The 18,918-nt window shown below is 71.2% G+C and carries 19 protein-coding genes; 13 read left to right on the top strand and 6 right to left on the bottom strand.

Features of this window, described 5'->3' with window-relative positions; all coding sequences use genetic code 11:
• Positions 1-45: 45 nt before the first annotated feature.
• Complete coding sequence (locus ACFU6I_RS29225) at positions 46-327, bottom strand: Lrp/AsnC ligand binding domain-containing protein (protein ID WP_345515647.1); 282 nt, start codon at positions 325-327, stop codon at positions 46-48.
• The gene (locus ACFU6I_RS29230) at positions 324-1,073 is read right to left on the bottom strand and encodes a rhomboid family intramembrane serine protease (protein ID WP_384372076.1); all 750 of its coding nucleotides are present in this window, start codon (positions 1,071-1,073) and stop codon (positions 324-326) included. The genes ACFU6I_RS29225 and ACFU6I_RS29230 overlap by 4 nt, the downstream gene beginning before the upstream one ends.
• A 163-nt stretch (positions 1,074-1,236) precedes the next feature.
• Between ACFU6I_RS29230 and ACFU6I_RS29235 the strand changes: the two genes are divergently transcribed.
• From ACFU6I_RS29235 to ACFU6I_RS29255, 5 genes are all read left to right on the top strand, one after another.
• A complete protein-coding gene (locus ACFU6I_RS29235) occupies positions 1,237-1,479 on the top strand; it encodes a hypothetical protein (protein ID WP_266986548.1) in 243 nt (80 codons plus the stop codon).
• Positions 1,480-1,516: 37 nt separating this feature from the next.
• A complete protein-coding gene (locus ACFU6I_RS29240) occupies positions 1,517-2,878 on the top strand; it encodes an NYN domain-containing protein (RefSeq protein ID WP_384372078.1) in 1,362 nt (453 codons plus the stop codon).
• A 284-nt stretch (positions 2,879-3,162) separates the two neighbouring features.
• Positions 3,163-4,188, top strand: coding sequence for an NlpC/P60 family protein (locus ACFU6I_RS29245; protein WP_384372149.1), 1,026 nt, complete (start codon positions 3,163-3,165; stop codon positions 4,186-4,188).
• Positions 4,189-4,428: 240 nt separating this feature from the next.
• Complete coding sequence (locus ACFU6I_RS29250; protein ID WP_384372080.1) at positions 4,429-5,460, top strand: NlpC/P60 family protein; 1,032 nt, start codon at positions 4,429-4,431, stop codon at positions 5,458-5,460.
• Positions 5,461-5,477: 17 nt separating this feature from the next.
• Complete coding sequence (locus ACFU6I_RS29255; protein ID WP_384372082.1) at positions 5,478-6,725, top strand: hypothetical protein; 1,248 nt, start codon at positions 5,478-5,480, stop codon at positions 6,723-6,725.
• Here ACFU6I_RS29255 and ACFU6I_RS29260 read toward each other — a convergent pair.
• Positions 6,682-7,980, bottom strand: a complete 1,299-nt coding sequence (locus tag ACFU6I_RS29260; RefSeq protein WP_384372151.1) for a glycosyltransferase 87 family protein — start codon at positions 7,978-7,980, stop codon at positions 6,682-6,684. The genes ACFU6I_RS29255 and ACFU6I_RS29260 overlap by 44 nt on opposite strands.
• An 86-nt stretch (positions 7,981-8,066) precedes the next feature.
• Here ACFU6I_RS29260 and ACFU6I_RS29265 point away from each other — a divergent pair, with 86 nt between their 5' ends.
• Positions 8,067-9,209, top strand: coding sequence for a glycosyltransferase family 4 protein (locus tag ACFU6I_RS29265; RefSeq protein ID WP_384372084.1), 1,143 nt, complete (start codon positions 8,067-8,069; stop codon positions 9,207-9,209).
• A 65-nt stretch (positions 9,210-9,274) separates the two neighbouring features.
• Here the strand turns inward: ACFU6I_RS29265 and ACFU6I_RS29270 are convergent, their stop codons facing one another.
• The gene (locus ACFU6I_RS29270; protein WP_384372086.1) at positions 9,275-11,071 is read right to left on the bottom strand and encodes an AMP-dependent synthetase/ligase; all 1,797 of its coding nucleotides are present in this window, start codon (positions 11,069-11,071) and stop codon (positions 9,275-9,277) included.
• A gap of 282 nt (positions 11,072-11,353) precedes the next feature.
• On the opposite strand from ACFU6I_RS29270, the gene ACFU6I_RS29275 reads away from it, so the two are divergent.
• The 6 genes from ACFU6I_RS29275 to ACFU6I_RS29300 all read left to right on the top strand — a co-directional run bounded on the left by ACFU6I_RS29275 (position 11,354) and on the right by ACFU6I_RS29300 (position 16,484).
• Positions 11,354-12,160 carry a metallophosphoesterase gene (locus ACFU6I_RS29275; RefSeq protein ID WP_384372088.1) on the top strand — a complete coding sequence of 269 codons (807 nt, stop codon included), beginning with the start codon at positions 11,354-11,356 and terminating at the stop codon, positions 12,158-12,160.
• A gap of 105 nt (positions 12,161-12,265) precedes the next feature.
• Positions 12,266-12,715, top strand: coding sequence for an SRPBCC family protein (locus ACFU6I_RS29280; protein ID WP_266986565.1), 450 nt, complete (start codon positions 12,266-12,268; stop codon positions 12,713-12,715).
• 4 nt (positions 12,716-12,719) lie between these two features.
• Positions 12,720-14,057, top strand: a complete 1,338-nt coding sequence (locus tag ACFU6I_RS29285; RefSeq protein WP_384372090.1) for an ArsA family ATPase — start codon at positions 12,720-12,722, stop codon at positions 14,055-14,057.
• 106 nt (positions 14,058-14,163) lie between these two features.
• Positions 14,164-14,622: a DUF5304 domain-containing protein gene (locus ACFU6I_RS29290; RefSeq protein WP_384372092.1), complete on the top strand. Its 459-nt coding sequence runs from the start codon at positions 14,164-14,166 to the stop codon at positions 14,620-14,622.
• 75 nt (positions 14,623-14,697) lie between these two features.
• Complete coding sequence (locus ACFU6I_RS29295; protein ID WP_384372094.1) at positions 14,698-15,639, top strand: ROK family glucokinase; 942 nt, start codon at positions 14,698-14,700, stop codon at positions 15,637-15,639.
• Positions 15,640-15,719: 80 nt separating this feature from the next.
• Positions 15,720-16,484 (top strand): endonuclease/exonuclease/phosphatase family protein, encoded by a 765-nt coding sequence (locus tag ACFU6I_RS29300; protein WP_384372096.1) that lies wholly within the window; start codon positions 15,720-15,722, stop codon positions 16,482-16,484.
• A 42-nt stretch (positions 16,485-16,526) separates the two neighbouring features.
• Here ACFU6I_RS29300 and ACFU6I_RS29305 read toward each other — a convergent pair whose 3' ends face one another.
• Both ACFU6I_RS29305 and ACFU6I_RS29310 read right to left on the bottom strand, forming a co-directional pair.
• A complete protein-coding gene (locus tag ACFU6I_RS29305; RefSeq protein WP_384372098.1) occupies positions 16,527-17,174 on the bottom strand; it encodes a hypothetical protein in 648 nt (215 codons plus the stop codon).
• Complete coding sequence (locus ACFU6I_RS29310) at positions 17,167-17,946, bottom strand: alpha/beta hydrolase (protein WP_384372100.1); 780 nt, start codon at positions 17,944-17,946, stop codon at positions 17,167-17,169. The genes ACFU6I_RS29305 and ACFU6I_RS29310 overlap by 8 nt, the downstream gene beginning before the upstream one ends.
• A gap of 195 nt (positions 17,947-18,141) precedes the next feature.
• On the opposite strand from ACFU6I_RS29310, the gene ACFU6I_RS29315 reads away from it, so the two are divergent.
• Positions 18,142-18,885, top strand: a complete 744-nt coding sequence (locus tag ACFU6I_RS29315; protein ID WP_384372102.1) for a lysophospholipid acyltransferase family protein — start codon at positions 18,142-18,144, stop codon at positions 18,883-18,885.
• Positions 18,886-18,918 lie beyond the last annotated feature (33 nt).

Consider the following 18,918-nt stretch of genomic DNA (forward strand, 5'->3'; position numbering starts at 1 on the left):
GGGACGGGCAGCGCTGCCCGTCCCCGGCCTAAGTACGACGCGAACCTAGGCGTCGAGACCGATGGCGAAGGCCGCCTCCAGGTCGTGCTGCGAGTACGTACGGAACGCGACATGCGTGTCGGTGCCCTCGACACCCTGGATCTTGCTGATCCGGCCGGGGATGACGTCCGCGAGGTCGTCGTGCCTGGCCACTCGGACCATGGCGATCAGGTCGTACGTACCGGTGACCGAGAAGACCTCGCTGACATTGTCCAGCGCGGCGATGGCCTCGGCGATCTCCGGAATCCGGTCCACGCTGGTTTTGATGAGCACGATCGCGGTGATCACGGCTGGCTTTCTCCCTCGGTGGCCGTGGCTGGAGCCTTCACTTTAGCCCCACGGCCGTAGCGTCCCCAGGCGTAGGCGAAGCCGCAGACGAATCCGACCACATGGGCGAGATACGCCACCCCGGGGCCGCTGCCCGCGCCCTGCGCCGCCATCCACTGCAGCACGAACCAGAAGATCAGCACGATCCAGGCGGGAAAGCGCAGCGGAAGGAAGAGCAGGAACGGGAAGAGGCTGGTCACCCGCGCCCTGGGGAACAGGTAGAGGAACGCCCCGAGCACCGCGGAGATCGCCCCTGACGCGCCGACGAGGGTCTGGTCGGAGCTCGCGTGGGCCGCCGCGTACGCCAGCAGTGCGAGATAACCGCAGCCGAGGTAGAAGAAGGTGAATTCGGCACGGCCCATCCGCTCCTCGGCCATGGCCCCGAACACGTACAGGAAGAGCATGTTGCCGAGCAGATGCAGCCAGCTGCCGTGCACGAACAGTGCGGTCAGTGGGGTGAGCAGGGCCTGCGCGGAGCCCGCCCACAGCTCGCTCGGGATCACCCCCCAGCGCTCGAAGTACCCGGCCTGGGCGGCGAGCAGGGTGTCGGCGGTGCCGTACGTGGGGTTGAAGCCGGAGAGCGGGCTGATCAGGAAGACGGCGCAGCACAGGGCGATGAGGACATACGTCACCTGCGCACCGGCCGCCGTGGCGGCGCGCAGGAGCCTGCCGGTCACTCCGCCTCTCGCGGCTCGCCGATCGATCATGCACAGAGCATGACGCAAGGTGACGGAACGGGACAGACCGCCTCGCCGTGTCTATGGGTATGTGCAAGGCCGTAGGGTTACAGCAGGACATCCGCAGTTCGACGGCGCACCGCGAGATCCTGGGCAGACGGCAGCATCACGCTCGACGAAAGAGGACGCAACGATGACGACGGTTCCCCAGCCGACCGACGGGACCCGCTGGCGCTGCACGCTCTGCGGAAATCTCACCCGCTTCGACGTGACCCGCACCTCCAAGGTCGTCGAATACGTCCATCTCGACCTGGCCGGTGAGTCGACGGTCGAGGAACGCGAGGTGGTCAGTGAGACCATCGAGTCGGTCCGCTGCCGCTGGTGCAATGCGGTGGACCAGATCGAACTCGTCGACAGGCCGGGTGCCGACTCCTGACGGGGCCGTGCGGACAGACATTTTGGGGTGACGGATCGTGGAGCAGCCCGATAGCGGCGCCGAGCCGGCCGATGGAGCCGGCGACGCCGTCGAGGCGCTCGACCGCCCGCTGCCCGAAGGCGTACGGCGACGGGTCGTCGCGCTGGTCTCGGACGCGTTCGGCGGCCTGACGGTCACCGAACTCCCGGCCCAGCTCAGGCAGTACGCCCGCTTCACCCCGACCCGGCGCGCCAAGTTCGCCGGGAACGCGATGGCGGCCGCCCTGGAGAACGACACCCTGTTCCGTCAGCGCATCGGCGAACGGCTCCGGGAGGCCCAGCCGGAGCTGGCTGCTGCCGTGGAGGCCGGGTCACCGCCGGCCGCCGCCGATCCCGTCGATGTGGCCGCGGCCGCCTATGTGCTGCGCCCGGCCGGCTGGGTGAAACTGGTCGCCGCCGCCGGTGAGGAGGTCCAGCGCGCCGACGCCGAGCGGGCCGACGAGGAGAGCCGGCGCGAGCTGGAACGGCTGCGCGAGGAACTCGCCCAGGCCCGGACCCAGACGAAGAGCGAGACCGAACGGCTCCGTACCGAACTCGACGCGGCCCGCAAGGAAGCCGATTCGCTGCAGCGCAAACTCCGCTCCGCCCTCAACGAGGTCAAGCGCGGCGAGGCCGCGGTGCGCCGCGGCAAGGCCGAGGCCGACACCCTGCGGGCCGAGGCGGCCGCCCAGATCTCCGCCGCCGAGAGCGAGGCCCGGCGGCTGCGGGCCCGGCTCGGTGAGGCGGAGGCGTCCGTCGAGGCGAGCCGCAGAGCCGCCAGGGAGGGGCGTTCGGTCGAGGACATGCGGCTGCGGCTGCTCCTCGACACGGTGCTCGACGCGGCCCGCGGGCTGCGCCGCGAACTGGCCCTGCCACCCTCCTCGATCCGCCCCGCGGACAGTGTCGACGCGGTCGAGCCCGGCGCGATGTCACCCAAGGACATTGCCGCCAGGGCTCTTTCGGAGACCGATCCGGCCCTGCTCGACCAGTTGCTCGCGCTGCCGCAGGCGCATCTGATCGTGGACGGCTACAACGTCACCAAGACCGGCTATCCGCAGCTGCCGCTGGAGAAGCAGCGGTTGCGGCTGCTGGGCGGTCTCGCGGTGCTCGCCGCGCAGTCCGGCGCCGAGATGACCTGTGTCTTCGACGGGGCCGAACTGGCCGCTCCGGTACTGCTCGCACCGCCGCGCGGGGTGCGCGTGCTGTTCAGCAAGCCGGGCGTGACCGCCGACGAACTCATCCGCCAGCTCGCCCGCGCCGAACCGCCGGGCAGGCCCGTCGTCGTGGTCTCCACCGACCGTGAAGTGGCGGACGGTGTGGCGAAGGCGGGGGCCAGGCCCGTTGCGTCCGCCTTGCTCCTGAAGCGGCTTTCGCGCGTCTGACGCACCTTGTGGCGACTTGTCGGAAATCAGGGAACGTACCGTCAAGTCGTCGCTACACCCTGTGTGATGAGAGTAAAGAAGTGGCTGCTGTGGTGAGATTTTTCTTGCCAGGATTTGAACTGATTACAAGATGGTCACTAGGGTCGGGCTTCGAACCTTCGCACGGTTGATCACCCATCCGGGGTGACGGCGAAGGAACCGCCGAGTCCGTGACGTGCACGGAGCCGGGGATGCAGTCCCCCCACAGCCCGGTAGGCGGCTCGAGGAAGAAGGAGCTCGCCTTCGTGGCGTCCCACCGTCGTCCCAAGCAGCCGAGCCGCGCCCGTGTGACCGTGCTCACCGCTACCGCCGCCGCGGCCGTGGCCCTGACCTCCCAGGCCGCCCACGCCGACCCCAAGCCGACCAAGAGTGAGGTCAAGGCGAAGGTCGACAAGCTCTACCACGAGGCGGAGAAGGCCACCGAGAAGTACAACGGGGCCAAGGAGCAGCAGCAGAAGCTCGAGAAGCAGGTCGGTGCGCTGCAGGACAAGGTGGCCCGCGGCCAGGAGGAGCTCAACACGCTCCGCAGCGGCCTCGGTTCGCTCGCCGCCGCGCAGTACCGCTCCGGTGGCATCGACCCGTCCGTGCAGCTCTTCCTCGCCTCGGACCCGGACACCTTCCTCGACGAGGCCTCGGCCCTCGACCAGTTGACGGCCAAGCAGACCGAGTCGCTGGAGAAGATCCAGGAGAAGCAGCGGGCCCTCGCGCAGCAGCGCAAGGAGGCCCAGGACAAGCTGGGCGACCTCGCGGACGTCCGCAAGACGCTCGGCGAGAACAAGAAGAAGTTCCAGGGCAAGCTCGCCGAGGCGCAGCGCCTGCTCAACACCCTGACCGCCGCCGAGCGCGCCAAGATGGCCGAGGACGACCAGCGCGCCAGCCGCGCCGCCGGCGACCGGGTCGACCTCGGCAACGAGGCCCCCGCCTCCGCCCTCGGCGCCGCCGCCCTGAGGGCCGGCGCCACCCAGCTCGGCAAGCCGTACGTCTCCGGCGGCACCGGCCCCAACTCCTACGACTGCTCGGGCCTGACCCAGTGGGCCTACGCCCAGGCCGGTGCCCACATCACCCGCACCACGTACACCCAGATCAACGAGGGCACGCAGATAGGCCGCAGCGCCCTCAAGCCGGGCGACCTCGTCTTCTTCAACAACACCTCGCACGTGGCTCTGTACGCGGGCAACAACACTGTTCTGCACGCCCCGAAGCCGGGCGCGGTGGTCCGCTACGAATCGATGAACACCATCGGCAGCTTCCAGGTCGGCGTGCGTATCTGACGACGCCCGAACGGGCGAATTACCGCGCCCCGTGCAGACAGCCCGCCCCGCCGGAGACCACAGGTCACCGGCGGGGCGCCGTCGTTCGTGACCCGCACCCGTCCGGCGCGTACGTTCGTGCGCTCCGTAGTCGCCCGACTACTGTCTGCCTGCTGTGCGGCTCCCGTCCGTCGGTCCGCCCGTCCCGGGCGGCACGGAGCCGCGTACGTCTGCGTGCAGCGGAAGGGAGTGCGGCGTCCTGTGGTGTCCCATCGCCGTTCCACACAGCCCGGCGTCAACCGGAGTGTCCGGGTCACAGCCCTGTCCGCGGCCGCGGCGACCGCCGCGGCCACGCTCGGGGCGGCAGCCGCGCACGCCGACCCGAAGGTCACGCCCCGGACCGCCAGGGCCGAGATCGACCGGCTGTACACCGAGGCCGAGCACGCCACCGAGCAGTACAACAAGGCGGGGGAGAACGCCGACCGGCTGCGTGGCGAGCTGAACCGGGTCCAGGAACGGGCGGCCCGCGGTCAGGAACGGATCAACCGGATGCGCATGGCGCTCGGTTCGGCCGCCGCCGCGCAGTACCGCTCCGGTGGCATCGACCCCTCGCTCGCCCTGCTGCTCTCCGCCGATCCGGACAGCTACCTCGACAGGGCAGCCACCCTGGACCGGCTGAACGCCCGTCAGGCCATCGCCCTGCACGAACTCCAGCTCGCTCGGCGCGGCCTCGCGCAGGTCCGTGCGGAGGCCGCCCGCTCGCTCGCCGGCCTGGAGCGCAACAAGGCGGCCGCCATCCGGCACAAACGAACCGTCGAGGGCAAGCTCAGGCAGGCCCGGCAACTGCTGGCCGCGCTGCCTGCCGCGGACCGTGCGGCCTTCGACCGCGCCTCGCGCTCCGGCCGCGACGCCTCGTTCTCCGCCCTGACCGATCTGCCGGCCGGCTCGTCCCGGGCGGCGGCCGCCGTCATGGCCGTCCGCCGGGCCGTCGGGCTCCCTTATATCTGGGGCGCCAACGGACCCGCCGGATTCGACTGCTCCGGGCTGATGCAGTGGGCGTACGCCCAGGCCGGTGTCAGCCTGCCGCGCACCTCGCAGGCGCAGCGGTACGCCGGCCACATGGTGCCGCTCTCCCAGGCCCGCCCAGGCGATCTGGTCGCCTACCGCTCGGACGCCGGCCACATCGGGATGTACGTGGGCAACGGGCAGGTGATCCACGCCCCGCACCCGGGCGCTCCGGTCCGCTACGACCCGGTCGGCATGATGCCCGTCTCCTCGGTGACCCGCGTCTGACCCGTACCCTCGGTCAGGTGGCTGATCAGGGGTGCACCGCAGGGCGGGGACGCGACGGACGGAGGCGTGCGGCGGGAGCGGCGCTCGCCGGGCTGCTGCTCGCGTCCGCCTGCACCGCCCCAGCCCCGGCCACCCCCGACCCCACCGTCCGGGCCGTCGCCGCCACCCTGGACCGCCGCGCCGCCGCTGTCCTGGAACACGACCCGGACGGCTTCCTCGCCGCACTCGCTCCCGGGGCCACCGGACTGCGGGCAGCCCAGCGCCGCGAGCTGGCCCATCTCGCCGATGTGCCGCTGAGTTCATGGGCGTACAAGGTGACGGACGTGCGCAGGCGCGGAGCCGACCGGGCCACCGCCGACGTCGAGTTGCGCTACCGGATCGCGGGCTACGACAGCGCTCCGGTCACCGCGGACCGGGTGCTCGACCTGGAGCGGGACCCGGCGGACGGCCGCTGGTACATCACCGCGGACCGGGCCGGCCGGGACGGCGGCTCGCAGCTGTGGCAGCAGGGCGACGTCCAGGTCGTACGGGGCAGGCGAAGTCTCGTCCTCGGTGTGGGGCGGACGACGACGGAGCTCCGCGCGATCGCGGACACCACGGACCGTGCGGTGCCCGCCGTCTCCGCCGCCTGGCCGGAGCGCTGGGCCGGCCGTGTGGTGGTCCTCGTACCGGAGACGACCGAGGACATGGCCGGGCTGCTGGGGTCACCGGCGGCGAACTACCGGGGCATAGCGGCCGTCACCACCGGTGAGACCGGCGGCCGGGCGCCCGCGGACCGGGTGATCGTCAACCCTCAGGCGTACGCGACGCTCGGCACGTTCGGGCAGCGGATCGTCCTCACCCACGAGACCGCCCATGTCGCCACCCGCGCCCGCACCTCCGCGTCCACCCCGACCTGGCTCTCCGAGGGCTTCGCCGACTGGGCGGCCTATCGCGCCGAGCACCGGACGGCCGAGCAGGCCGCGCCCGAACTGGCCGATGCGGTCCGGCGCGCTGAGCTGCCCGCCGAACTGCCCACCGACGAGGAGTTCGGGTTCACGGGAGACTCCGGGCGCCTCGCGAGGGCGTACGAGGGCGGCTGGCTGGCTTGCGCACTCATCGCCGACCACTGGGGCGAGAGGAAGCTCCTCGCCTTCTACCGGGCCGTCGGGGGGCACTCAGGACGGGACGGAGCGGTGGAGCAGGCGATGCAGGACGTGCTCGGCACGACCCCGCAGGAGTTCACGGTGCGCTGGCGGGAGTATCTGCGGTCCCGTCTCGGCTGACCTGCCCCGCCGGACCGGACGGCCGGACCGGCAGCCGGTGCCGGTCCCGGCGGACCGGCGCGGGCACCGTCTCCTTCCACAGCCGCCGGGACGCGACCAGGGTCGCCGCGACGAGCAGACCGTTGCGTACGAACATCAGCGTCACGCCCTGCGCGTCGCTGGTCACCACGTGGACGAACCCGAGCGGGAACTCCAGCTGGGTGACGCCCGTCGCGACCAGCACCAGAACGGCCGGCAGCCCCATCCGGCTGGACCGGAAGGCCAGACAGACCGCCGCGAGACCGACCAGCCACAGCATGTACTGGGGGCTGATCACCCGGCTCGTGGTCGTGAACAGCAGCACCGCCGTGAACGCCGCGTCGGCCGGCGTGCTCACCCCGAAGTCGCGGGCCAGCAGCCGCCACATCACCAGCCAGCCGAACGCGACGAGGCTCAACCCCAGCGCCAGTGTGCTCACCAGCTGCACATGCGGCCCCAGGAACTCCAGCGACCCGTAGTTCAGCTCCACCCGGCCCTGCCAGCCGAACTGCCGCGCCACATGGAAGACCAGCGCCCCCAGCGACTCGACCTCGGTGCCACGGTCGCGCTGGAACCCGAGAAAGGCCAGCGCTCCCGGCATCGCGGCCGTGCACACCACCAGCAGCCCGGCTGCCGTCACCACCGCCGCCGTCCATGAGCGGCGGGTCGACTCCCCGCGCGTGGTCCCGGCCAGCAGCAGCACCGGCCACACCTTCAGCAGCGCGCCGAAGGCGGCCAGCGCCCCCAGCACCCGCGGATGCCGTACCCCCGCCAGCAGCGCCGCGACCGCCACCGCCGTGACCATCACGTCGTACCGCGCGTACGCGGTCGTGCCGAGCAGGGGCACCCCCGCCACCCACACCCAGCCGCCCGCGGTCCGCCTGCCGGTACCGCGGCCCGCGTACAGCAGCAGGCCGAGCACCAGCGCGTCGCAGAGGCAGGCGAGGACGAAGAAGGCCGAGGCGTAGTCCAGGAACGGCAGCAGGGCGGGGGAGAGGACGGCGAGCGCCGCGACGGGCGGGTACTGCCAGGTGACATCGCCCAGCGGATACGTGCCGGTCCTCAGCACCTCGGACCAGCCGTGGTAGATCACCGAGACGTCGCTCGTCACGTCCGGGCCCGGCAACGTGACGACCTTGAAGACGCAGAGCAGCAACGCGGCCCTGGTGAGCGCCCACACCGCGACGGGTACGAGAAATCTGCCGGTGCCGCCTGTTGGTGTCATGCCCGCGCCCATCCCCTTCGCCGGTGGCTCCGAGCCATGATGCACGGCGCATCTGTGGGCGAGCCATCAAGCCGGGCCGTTCGGTACTGTCGGCGGCGATGGACAAGACCCTGATCGTGACCAACGACTTTCCGCCCCGACCCGGCGGTATCCAGGCATTTCTGCACAATATGGCACTCCGCCTGGACCCCGGTCGGCTCGTCGTCTACGCCTCCACCTGGAAGCGGAGCCCCGAGGGCGTCGCGGCCACCGCCGCCTTCGACGCCGAGCAGCCGTTCACCGTCGTCCGTGACCCCACGACGATGCTGCTGCCGACCCCGCGGGTGACCCGGCGCGCGGTCCGGCTGCTGCGCGAACACGACTGCACCTCCGTCTGGTTCGGGGCCGCCGCCCCCCTCGGTCTGATGGCGCCGGCACTGCGGAGGGCGGGTGCCCGGCGACTGGTCGCCACCACCCACGGGCACGAGGCCGGCTGGGCCCAACTTCCCGCGTCCCGCCAGCTGTTGCGCCGGATTGGCGAGGGCACGGACACGATCACCTACCTCGGCGAGTACACCCGCTCCCGGATCGCCGGCGCGCTCACCCCCGAGGCCGCCGGCCGCATGGTCCAACTGCCGCCCGGCGTCGACGAGAAGACCTTCCACCCGGGCTCCGGCGGGGACCGGATCCGGGCCCGGCTCGGACTCTCGGACCGCCCCGTCGTCGTCTGTGTGTCGCGGTTGGTGCCCCGCAAGGGCCAGGACACCCTGATCCTCGCGATGCCCGCGATCCTGGCGCGGGAGCCGGACGCCGTCCTGCTGATCGTCGGCGGCGGACCGTACGCCAAGGAGCTGGAGAAGCTGGCCGCGGAGACCGGCGTCACCGACTCGGTGCGGTTCACCGGACCGGTGGCCTGGGAGGAGCTGCCCGCCCACTTCGGCGCGGGCGACGTCTTCGCCATGCCGTGCCGCACCCGTCGCGGCGGCCTCGACGTCGAGGGGCTCGGCATCGTCTACCTGGAGGCGTCCGCGACCGGACTGCCGGTGGTGGCGGGCGACTCGGGCGGCGCCCCCGACGCCGTACTCGACGGCGAGACCGGCTGGGTGGTGCGTGGCGGCTCCGTGGAGGAGACCGCCGACCGCATCGCCACCCTGCTCGGCGACCCCGAACTGTGCCGGCGGATGGGGGAGCGGGGCCGGGCCTGGGTCGAGGAGAAGTGGCGCTGGGACCTGCTCGCGGAGCGCCTCAAGACGCTGCTCTGAGATACGGGGAGGGGCCCGCATGACCAGTCGTGCGGGCCCCTCCCCGCGCACCTGCGGCCGCGGGATCAGCCGCGGTAGATCGACTCCACCTCGTCCGCGAAGTCCTTCGCCACCACATTCCGCTTCAGCTTCAGCGAGGGCGTGATGTGGCCGGCCTCCTCGGTGAACTGCGAGGCCAGGATGCGGAACTTGCGTACGGACTCCGCCTTGGACACCGCCGCGTTGCCGTCGTCCACCGCGCGCTGCACCTCGGCCAGCAGCTCCGGGTCCTCGCGCAGCGACACCGCCGTCGAGCCGGCCGGCTTGCCGTGCTCCTCGGCCCAGTGGCCCAGGAACTCCTCGTCCAGCGTGATCAGCGCACCGACGAACGGCCGCCCGTCGCCGACCACCATGCACTCCGCGACCAGGGCGTGCCCGCGGATCCGGTCCTCGATCACTGCGGGAGCGACGTTCTTGCCGCCCGCCGTGACAATGATCTCCTTCTTGCGGCCGGTGATCGTCAGATAGCCGTCCTCGTCGAGGGTGCCGATGTCGCCCGTGTGGAACCAGCCGTCGGCCAGTGCGTCGGCCGTCGCCGCCTCGTTGTTCCAGTAGCCCGCGAACAGATGCTCGCCGTGCAGCAGCACCTCGCCGTCGTCGGCGATCCGGACGACCGAGCCGGGCAGCGGCTGGCCGACCGTACCGATCTTCTGCCGGTCCCACGGGTTGAACGCGGTGGCCGCGCACGTCTCCGTGAGGCCGTAGCCCTCCAGCACCGTGAAGCCGATGCCGCGGTAGAAGTGCCCGAGCCGCTCGCCCAGCGGTGCGCCGCCCGAGATCGCGTACTCGCCGCGGCCGCCGAGCACGGCGCGCAGCTTGCTGTAGACCAGCCGGTCGAAGACCTTGTGCTTGAACTTGAGGCCGATGGACGGACCCTGAGGGGTGCCGAGCGCACGGCTGTAGGCGATCGCGACGTTCGCGGCCCTGTCGAAGATCTTGCCCTTGCCGTCGGCCTGCGCCTTGGCGCGTGCCGAGTTGTAGACCTTCTCGAAGACCCGCGGCACACCGAGGATCAGCGTCGGCCGGAACGTGGCCAGCTCATCGGTGAGGTTCTTGATGTCCGGTACGCAGCCGAGCCGGATCGGGGCCATCACCGCGGCCACCTCGACCAGCCGGCCGAAGACGTGGGCCGCGGGCAGGAAGAGCAGTACGGAGCACTCGCCGGTACGGAAGAGGGGCTTCAGCCGCTCCACCACGTTGCCGCACTCGGCGAAGAAGCTGCGGTGCGTGAGCACACAGCCCTTGGGGCGTCCGGTGGTGCCCGAGGTGTAGACGATGGTGGCCGGGTCGTCGGCCTTGGCGCGGGCGCTGCGCAGGTCGACGGTCTCGTCCGAGATCTCCGCACCCGACGCGGTCAGCTCGTCGACCGCGCCCTTGTCGATCTGCCATACGTTGCGCAGCTCCGGCAGCCGGTCGCGCATGGCGGCGACGGACTCGGCATGCCCGTCGCTCTCCACGATCACCGCGACCGCGCCGGAGTCGCCGAGGATCCACTGGACCTGCTCGGCGGAGCTGGTCTCGTACACCGGGACGGTGACCGCGCCCGCGCTCCAGATCGCGAAGTCCAGCTGCACCCATTCGAAGCGGGTGCGGGACATCAGACCGACCCGGTCACCGGGCTGCACGCCTGCGGCGATCAGGCCCTTGGCCGCGGCTCTGACCTCGGCCAGGAACTGGGTGGCGGTGACATCGGTCCACGCGCCGGCCACCTTGCGGCTCATCACCACCACATCGGGATGCTGAGCGGCATTGCGGCGGATGAGATCCGTCAGGTTGCCGTCCGAAGGGACCTCGTACAGGGCCGGAAGGCTGAACTCGCGCAAGACTGCTGCTCCTCATCGGGCTCCGATGCCACGGCTCTGTGTGACGCACCGGCTGCGGTCCAAGACTGGCAGGGTGGCTCAGTGGGGTGAGCACGACTGGACTGCCCGGACGTTACCCACCAGTACTCGGTTCGGGATAGAGGGTTCCGGCCAGATGTTTTATGCGTCACACATATCGGTGGTCCTCGCGCGCACAGTAGTGCACCGAGGTGACATGCATGAAGTATCCGCAGGTCCGAGGGGCTCTACCCAGGCCGTCGGCGGCGCCCTAGGGTGATCGTCATGCCAGCCGGATCGAACAGCCGCGAGGGTGACACCGCACGTCGTACGCGGATCCACGTGGTCAGTGACGTGCACGGGAACACCGAAGCCCTGGCCCGGGCCGGGGACGGCGCCGACGCCCTGGTCTGCCTGGGTGACCTGGTGCTCTTTCTCGACTACGCCGACCACTCGCGCGGCATCTTCCCCGACCTCTTCGGCGTGGAGAACGCCGACCGGATCGTCGAACTGCGCACCGCCCGCCGCTACGAGGAGGCCCGTGACTTCGGCCGCGGGCTCTGGGCGGGCCTGGACCGCAATGCCGCCATCGTCGGTGCGGTGCGCCATCAGTACGCCGAGATGTTCGCGGTCCTCCCCACACCGACGTACGCCACGTACGGCAATGTCGACATCCCCGACCTCTGGCCCGAATACGCCCGCCCCGGCACCACCGTCCTGGACGGCGAGCGCGTCGAGATAGGCGGACGTGTCTTCGGCTTCGTCGGCGGCGGGCTCCGCACCCCGATGCGCACCCCGTACGAGATCAGCGACGAGGAGTACGCCGCCAAGATCGAGGCGGTCGGCGAGGTGGACGTCCTGTGCACGCACATCCCGCCCGACGTGCCGGAGCTGACCTACGACACCGTGGCGCGCCGGTTCGAGCGCGGCAGCAGGGCGCTCCTCGACGCGATCCGCCGGACCCGCCCCCGCTATGCCGTCTTCGGCCATGTCCACCAGCCACTGGTCCGCCGGATGCGGATCGGGGCCACCGAATGCGTCAACGTCGGGCACTTCGCCTCGACCGGCCGGCCCTGGGCCCTGGAGTGGTGACCACACGGCCCCGACCCTGGGACGACGCGCCCCGCGCACGCGATAGCCTTTTGGCGGCAGGCATCTGCCGACCGACCGGTACACCGCACTGGAGGAGCCACAGCGATGGCTGAACACACCAGCTCGACCATCACGATCGAGGCGGCACCGGCCGACGTCATGGGCGTCATCGCCGACTTCGACCGGTACCCGGAGTGGACCGGTGAGGTCAAGGAGGCCGAGGTCCTCGCCAAGGACGAGCAGGGCCGCGCCGAGAAGGTCCGGCTGGTCCTCGACGCCGGTGCGATCAAGGACGACCACACGCTCGCCTACACCTGGACCGGCGACCACGAGGTCAGCTGGACCCTGGTCAAGTCCCAGATGCTGCGTGCCATCGACGGCTCCTACGCGCTGGCCCCGCTCGGCGACGGCAGCCGCACCGAGGTCACCTACCGGCTGACCGTCGACGTCAAGATCCCGATGCTCGGCATGATCAAGCGCAAGGCGGAGAAGGTCATCATCGACCGCGCGCTGGCCGGTCTGAAGAAGCGCGTCGAGTCCGTCCCGCGGGGCTGACCGGATGCGTACGGTCCTCGTCACCGGCCCCGGCGGCGCCGGCCGTACCACCGTCGCGGCGGCGACCGCACTGGCCGCGGCCCGCCGCGGCCGCCGCACGCTGCTGCTCTCCGCCGACGCCATACCCGGTTTCCCCACCGGCACGGAACCCACCGAGGTCACCGAGGGACTCCGGTTCGCCCGCATCGACTCCGGCGAGCACTTCCGTACCGAACTTCTCTCCCTCCAGGACCAGGCGTCCTCCGTACTCGACCTGCTCGGCGGGAACCGGCTCGACGGCGAGGAGCTGACCGAACTCCCCGGCAGCGCCCAGCTCGCCCTGCTGCACACCCTGCGCCGGGCGGCCCGGGGCGACTGGTCGCGCGACGGCTACGACACCCTCGTCGTCGACCTGCCCCCGCTGCGCGAAGCCCTCGCCGTGCTCGCCCTGCCCGAACAGCTGCGCCGCTATCTGCGCCGCCTGCTGCCCCCGGAGCGTCAGGCCGCCCGTGCCCTGCGCCCGATGCTCGCCCAGCTCGCCGGCGTCCCGATGCCCGCCCAGTGGCTGTACGAGACCGCGGCCCGCCGGGACGCCGAGCTCGCCTCCGTCCAGGCCCTGGTCGAGGACCGCAGCACCACGGTCCGCCTCGTCGCCGAACCGGGACCCGCCGCCGAGGACGCCCTGCGCACCGCGCGCACCGGACTCGCCCTGCACGGACTGCGCGTCGACACGCTCACCGTCAACCGGGTCCTGCCCAGGCACTCCTCCGACCCCTGGTTCGCCGATCTCGCCGCCCAGCAGGAGAAGTGCATCGACCACTGGTACGAGGAGTGGGTGCCGGCCGCGTCCCTGTGCGAGGTGCCCCATCTCGGCCGGGACCCGCAGGGGCTCGACGACCTCGGCCTCCTCGACACTTCGTCGAACTGCACCACCTTCGAGGCGGCGGGCACCGGTGGCGGGCTCTTCGCGGGGGACGGTCTCGCCGTCGAGCTGGACGACCGGTCGGCCGGACGCGCCCAGGACCCCTGGTGGATCGAGGACCCGAACGCCCCGGACGGCCACGACGAGCTGCGGGAACTGCTCCGTGGCGGACCGGACGCCACCGTCTCGCCGCGGCCGGCCGCCGGTGAGGACGGCGACGGGGTCCTGGTCTGGTGCCTGCCACTGCCCGGAGCCGTCAAGGAGGACCTGCAGCTGGTCCGGCGCGGCGACGAACTGCTCCTGACCGTCGGCCCGTTCCGCCGGATCGTGCCGCTGGAGTCCGGGCTGCGCCGCTGCACCGTCTCCGGCGCCGCACTGACGGACGGGGTGCTGCGGGTCCGGTTCACGCCGGACCCCGCACTGTGGCCGCGGAGCTCCTGAACGGCGTACCACCGTTCGGGTAACGTCGGTAGTACGCGTCCCGTATGCGGCGGTGGACCACACCCCCGCACGCGTGACGTCCGCAACCACGTCGCAGGAGTCCGCCATGAGCGAAGCCACCGATCGTCCCGTCGACGACGACGCGTGGGCCAAGGCCTGCGCCGAGGACCTGGAAGCAGAGAAGGCGCGTCGCCGCGCCGAGTACGGGCCGCCCGCCGGTTCCGCGGCCGAGGAGCTGCGCAAGCTGGTCGACGCCGTGGCCGACAAGGTCGCCTCCCTCCAGTCACCGCTGTTCGGCGTCGCCGCCCAGGGTGCCGTACAGCAGGTGATCAAGCAGGCGAAGGCCGCCGTCGAGCCGGTCATCGAACGCAATCCGGACGTCTTCGACCACATCGCCGCGGCCGGCAGCGAACTCCTCGCGGCCTACCGCTCCGCCGTCGAGGGCCAGGAACGCCGCTGGACCCGGGACGCCACCGACCCCGGTGGTGCCTCGAAGAAGGCCGGTGACCCCACCGACCCGCGCGACGACGACAGCGGGCCGGGCGAACACATCGACCTGGACTGACCGGCACCGATAGGGCGGGGAGCGGCGCTCGGGTACGGTTGGCCATAGCGGGGCTCGACCGAAACTGAGGGATTCATGGGACTCACCATCGGCGTCGATATCGGCGGCACGAAGATCGCGGCTGGAGTGGTCGACGAAGAGGGCCGGATCCTCTCGATGTTCAAGGTGCCGACCCCGCCGACGGCTGAAGGCATCGTGGACGCGATCGCGGCGGCAGTGTCCGGCGCCAGCGAGGGCCACGAGATCGAAGCGGTCGGCATCGGCGCTGCCGGATATGTCGACGACAAGCGCGCCACGGTGCTGTTCGCGCCGAACATCAACTGGCGGCACGAGCCGCTGAAGGACAAGGTCGAGCAGCGCGTCGGCCTCCCCGTCGTCGTCGAGAACGACGCCAACGCGGCGGCCTGGGGCGAATACCGCTTCGGCGCGGGCCAGGGCCACGACGACGTCATCTGCATCACGCTCGGCACCGGCCTCGGCGGCGGCATCATCATCGGCAACAAACTGCGCCGCGGACGCTTCGGTGTGGCCGCCGAGTTCGGTCACATCCGGGTCGTCCCGGACGGACTGCTCTGCGGTTGCGGCAGCCAGGGCTGCTGGGAGCAGTACGCATCAGGGCGCGCGCTCGTCCGGTACGCGAAGCAGCGTGCCAACGCCACCCCGGAGAACGCCGCGGTCCTTCTCGCCCTGGGCGACGGCACGGTGGACGGCATCGAGGGCAAGCACATCAGCGCGGCCGCCCGGCAGGGCGACCCGGTGGCGATCGACTCGTTCCGCGAGCTGGCCCGTTGGGCCGGCGCCGGACTCGCCGACCTCGCCTCCCTCTTCGACCCGTCCGCGTTCATCGTCGGCGGCGGCGTCTCGGACGAGGGCGAACTCGTCCTCGACCCGATCCGCAAGTCGTTCCGGCGCTGGCTGATCGGCGGCGAGTGGCGGCCGCACGCACAGGTGCTCGCGGCCCAACTGGGTGGCAAGGCAGGCCTGGTGGGCGCGGCGGACCTGGCCCGCCAGGGCTGAGCCCGCCCCGTCACGGACAACGCCGGACGCCCGTCGCGCCCTCACCGGGAGCGGCGGGCGTCCGGCGTATGGTGAGTCGTATGGTCATGACGGAGCTGCCCGACTCCCGTACCGAGCCGGACGGTTCGGCCGTCATCAGAGTGCTCAGCTACAACATCCGGTCGATGCGCGACGACCGTGAGGCGCTGGCCCGCGTCATCCGCGCCTGCGCACCCGATCTGGTCTTCATCCAGGAGGCCCCGCGCTTCTTCCGCTGGCGCAAGCGCGCCGCCTGGCTCGCCGCCCACACCGACCTGGTGGTCCTCTCCGGCGGCGCCACCGCCGCCGGGCCGCTGCTCCTGTGCTCGCTGCGCGCCACCGTGGAACGCACGGAGGACCTGCTGCTGCCGCGTACCCCCGGGCTGCACCGCAGAGGCTTCGCCACGGCGGTGGTACGGATCGCGGGCACCCGGATCGGCCTGCTGAGCTGCCATCTGAGCCTGCGCCACGAGGAGCGCGTGGTCCAGGCGGACCTGCTGCTCGACCGGCTGGACGCCATGCAGGTCGAGCATGTCATCGTGGCCGGCGACCTCAACGACGCACCGGAGGGGAAAGCCTTCCAGATGCTTGCCGGGAGGCTCCAGGACAGCAGGTCCGTCCGGCCGTGGGGTGGCGAGCTCACCTTCCCGGCACACGATCCGCGGCTGCGCATCGACGCGGTCTTCGCGAGCAGAGGCATCGAGGTCCTCGGCTGCGGAGTCCCGTCGGGACTGCCCGGCGTCACGGAGCAGGACCTGCGCGCGGCCACCGACCATCTGCCGGTACTGGCCGCGCTCAGGGTTCCCGCCCTGTCCTCGCTCGCCTGAGGGCTGCTCGTCCCCCAGCCGGCCTGATCCGGGGGAGCCGGCTCAGACCACCGCGCCGCGCCCGGGGTCGTCGTCATCCTCGTCGTCGTGCTGCATCCGCGCGACCAGGGCGACGAAGCCCCCCAGGAAACCGCCGATGCAGACCGTGGTGAGCCACCACGTCATCTCCCACTGCAACAGGACGGCGAGCAGCATCAGCACCGGTCCGCCGACGACCGCGAGCCAGGCGAACTTCGCCGTGACATCGGCCTCCGGCAGCGGAGGCGGCTCCGGCGGGACGAAGTGTCCCTCGTCGCTGTCGTCCGCGTCGTCGTCCGTCGGCTCCGCCAACTCGTAGTCGCGGGGACCACCGACACCGGGGGCGAAGACGACCGAGCTGCCGAGCGGCTTCTCCGGCGGTTTCTTCTTGATGCCCTTGTCCGGCTCCAGGACGTTGCGCTCGCCGTCCTCCAGGAGCGCGAGGTCGTCGATCGACTTGAACGGCTTGGCGCCCGGCGGGTCCGGCGGCTCCTCGCCGTAGCCCGCGACGATCGCCTCCCAGGCGGCGTCCTCGTCGAGGGCGTCACCCTGGCCGGGATCCCCGGGGACGTGTGGCGCACCCGCGCCCTTCTCGGGCACGGCTGTTCCCTCGGTGGGGCGCGGTTCGCGCTCCTCCTCGCTGCCCGCGCGCTCCGCGTCGTGCTCAGCCACCTGACGTGCTCCCCTTCTTCCCGACGCTCGGAGCGAGGCGGCCGATGAACGAGTAGCTCTCGTCGAAGATCCGCTCCGCATCGTGGTCCAACGTCGCCACGTGGTAGCTCTGTTCCAGCAGGATCTCCTCGACGTCCGTGGACGACACCCGGCTGAGGATCCGCGCCGAGTCCGCCGGCGGCACCACATGGTCCTGCGGGCTGTGCAACAGCAGGAGCGGCTGGGTGACCTGCGGCAGCTCCGCGTCGACCAGCCGGAAGAAGTTCCGCAGGGAGTGCGCCGCGTGCAGCGGCACCCGGTCGTACCCGATCTCGACGGAGCCTTCCCGGGCGATGTCGTTCGCCACGCCCTTCGTGGACGGCAGCAGATGGCGGACGACCGGCAGTGCGTACGCCGCCAGGCCGTGCACCTTGTTGCCCGGATTGACGAGCACCAGACCGCTGATCGCGTCCCCGTGCTTCGCCGCCAGCCGCAGCGACAGCGCGCCGCCCATGGACAGCCCGAAGACGAAGACCTGACGGCACCGCTCCGACAGGGCCCGCAGCTCCCGGTCCACCTCCGCGTACCAGTCCTGCCAGCCCGTGACCTGCATGTCCTCCCAGCGGGTGCCGTGCCCGGGCAGCAGCGGCAGCGCGACCGTGAGTCCGCGCTCCGCGAGATATTCGGCCCAGGGGCGCAGCGACTGAGGGGAACCGGTGAATCCGTGACAGAGGAGGACGCCGACCTCTCCGCCCTCGTGGCGGAACGGCTCGGCTCCAGGAAGGACCGGCACCGGGGTCTCCTGTTCGTGAGGCTCGAAAGGGAGCGAAAGGGGGAGTGCAAGAAGGATTACTTCACCGTACGCGACCGGACTGACACCGACCAGGGCCGTCACCGGTCACAGCCGTGCTTCGGTCCGGTGCCGGGCAGGAACGGCGGCACCACCACGGGTTAAGGTCAAGGCGACAGCACACAGGAGGCACCCGAGTTGATCTACGGCGCGATGAAGTTCTCCATCGGCGGGTCATTGAAGCTCGCCTTCAGGCCGTGGGTGGAGGGCCTGGAGAACATCCCCGCTCAGGGGCCGGCGATCCTCGCGAGCAACCATCTCTCGTTCTCCGACTCCTTCTTCCTGCCGGCCGTGCTGGACCGCAAGGTCACCTTCATCGCCAAGTCGGAGTACTTCACCGCGCCCGGCGTGAAGGGCAAGCTGACCGCCGCCTTCTTCAAGGGCGTCGGCCAGCTCCCGGTGGACCGGTCCGGTGCCCGCGGTGCCGGTGAGGCGGCGATCAAGGCCGGCATCGAGGTCATCGAGAGCGGCGGGCTCTTCGGGATCTACCCGGAGGGCACCCGGTCGCCCGACGGCCGCCTCTACCGCGGCAAGCCCGGCGGTCTGGCCCGGGTGGCGCTGGCCACCGGCGCACCCGTCATCCCCGTGGCGATGATCGACACGGAGAAGATCCAGCCGCCCGGTCAGGTGATTCCCAAGCTGATGCGCCCGGGCATCAGGATCGGCAAGCCGCTCGACTTCAGCCGCTACCACGGCATGGAGGGAGACCGCTTCATCCTCCGCTCGGTCACCGACGAGGTGATGTACGAGATCATGAAGCTCTCCGGGCAGGAGTACGTCGACATCTACGCGACCGCGGCCAAGCGCCAGATCGCGGACGAGGCGAAGCGCCGCGCGGAGGAAGAGAAGCACGCGGGCAGAAAGACCGGCACGGAAGGGTGACGGAACAGCCGGCGCGTCACCGCGTCGGTGTCC

The sequence above is a fragment of the Streptomyces sp. NPDC057486 genome (assembly GCF_042802415.1).
Taxonomy (GTDB): Bacteria; Actinomycetota; Actinomycetes; order Streptomycetales; family Streptomycetaceae; genus Streptomyces; species Streptomyces yanii.

Bases quoted from the DNA above. Each gene is read 5' to 3' on its own strand.
- ACFU6I_RS29230 (WP_384372076.1), bottom strand. From the start codon at position 1,073: ATGATCGATCGGCGAGCCGCGAGAGGCGGAGTGACCGGCAGGCTCCTG.
- ACFU6I_RS29235 (WP_266986548.1), top strand. From the start codon at position 1,237: ATGACGACGGTTCCCCAGCCGACCGACGGGACCCGCTGGCGCTGCACG.
- ACFU6I_RS29260 (WP_384372151.1), bottom strand. From the start codon at position 7,980: ATGGGCGCGGGCATGACACCAACAGGCGGCACCGGCAGATTTCTCGTA.
- ACFU6I_RS29265 (WP_384372084.1), top strand. From the start codon at position 8,067: ATGGACAAGACCCTGATCGTGACCAACGACTTTCCGCCCCGACCCGGC.
- ACFU6I_RS29275 (WP_384372088.1), top strand. From the start codon at position 11,354: ATGCCAGCCGGATCGAACAGCCGCGAGGGTGACACCGCACGTCGTACG.
- ACFU6I_RS29280 (WP_266986565.1), top strand. From the start codon at position 12,266: ATGGCTGAACACACCAGCTCGACCATCACGATCGAGGCGGCACCGGCC.
- ACFU6I_RS29285 (WP_384372090.1), top strand. From the start codon at position 12,720: ATGCGTACGGTCCTCGTCACCGGCCCCGGCGGCGCCGGCCGTACCACC.
- ACFU6I_RS29290 (WP_384372092.1), top strand. From the start codon at position 14,164: ATGAGCGAAGCCACCGATCGTCCCGTCGACGACGACGCGTGGGCCAAG.
- ACFU6I_RS29295 (WP_384372094.1), top strand. From the start codon at position 14,698: ATGGGACTCACCATCGGCGTCGATATCGGCGGCACGAAGATCGCGGCT.
- ACFU6I_RS29300 (WP_384372096.1), top strand. From the start codon at position 15,720: ATGGTCATGACGGAGCTGCCCGACTCCCGTACCGAGCCGGACGGTTCG.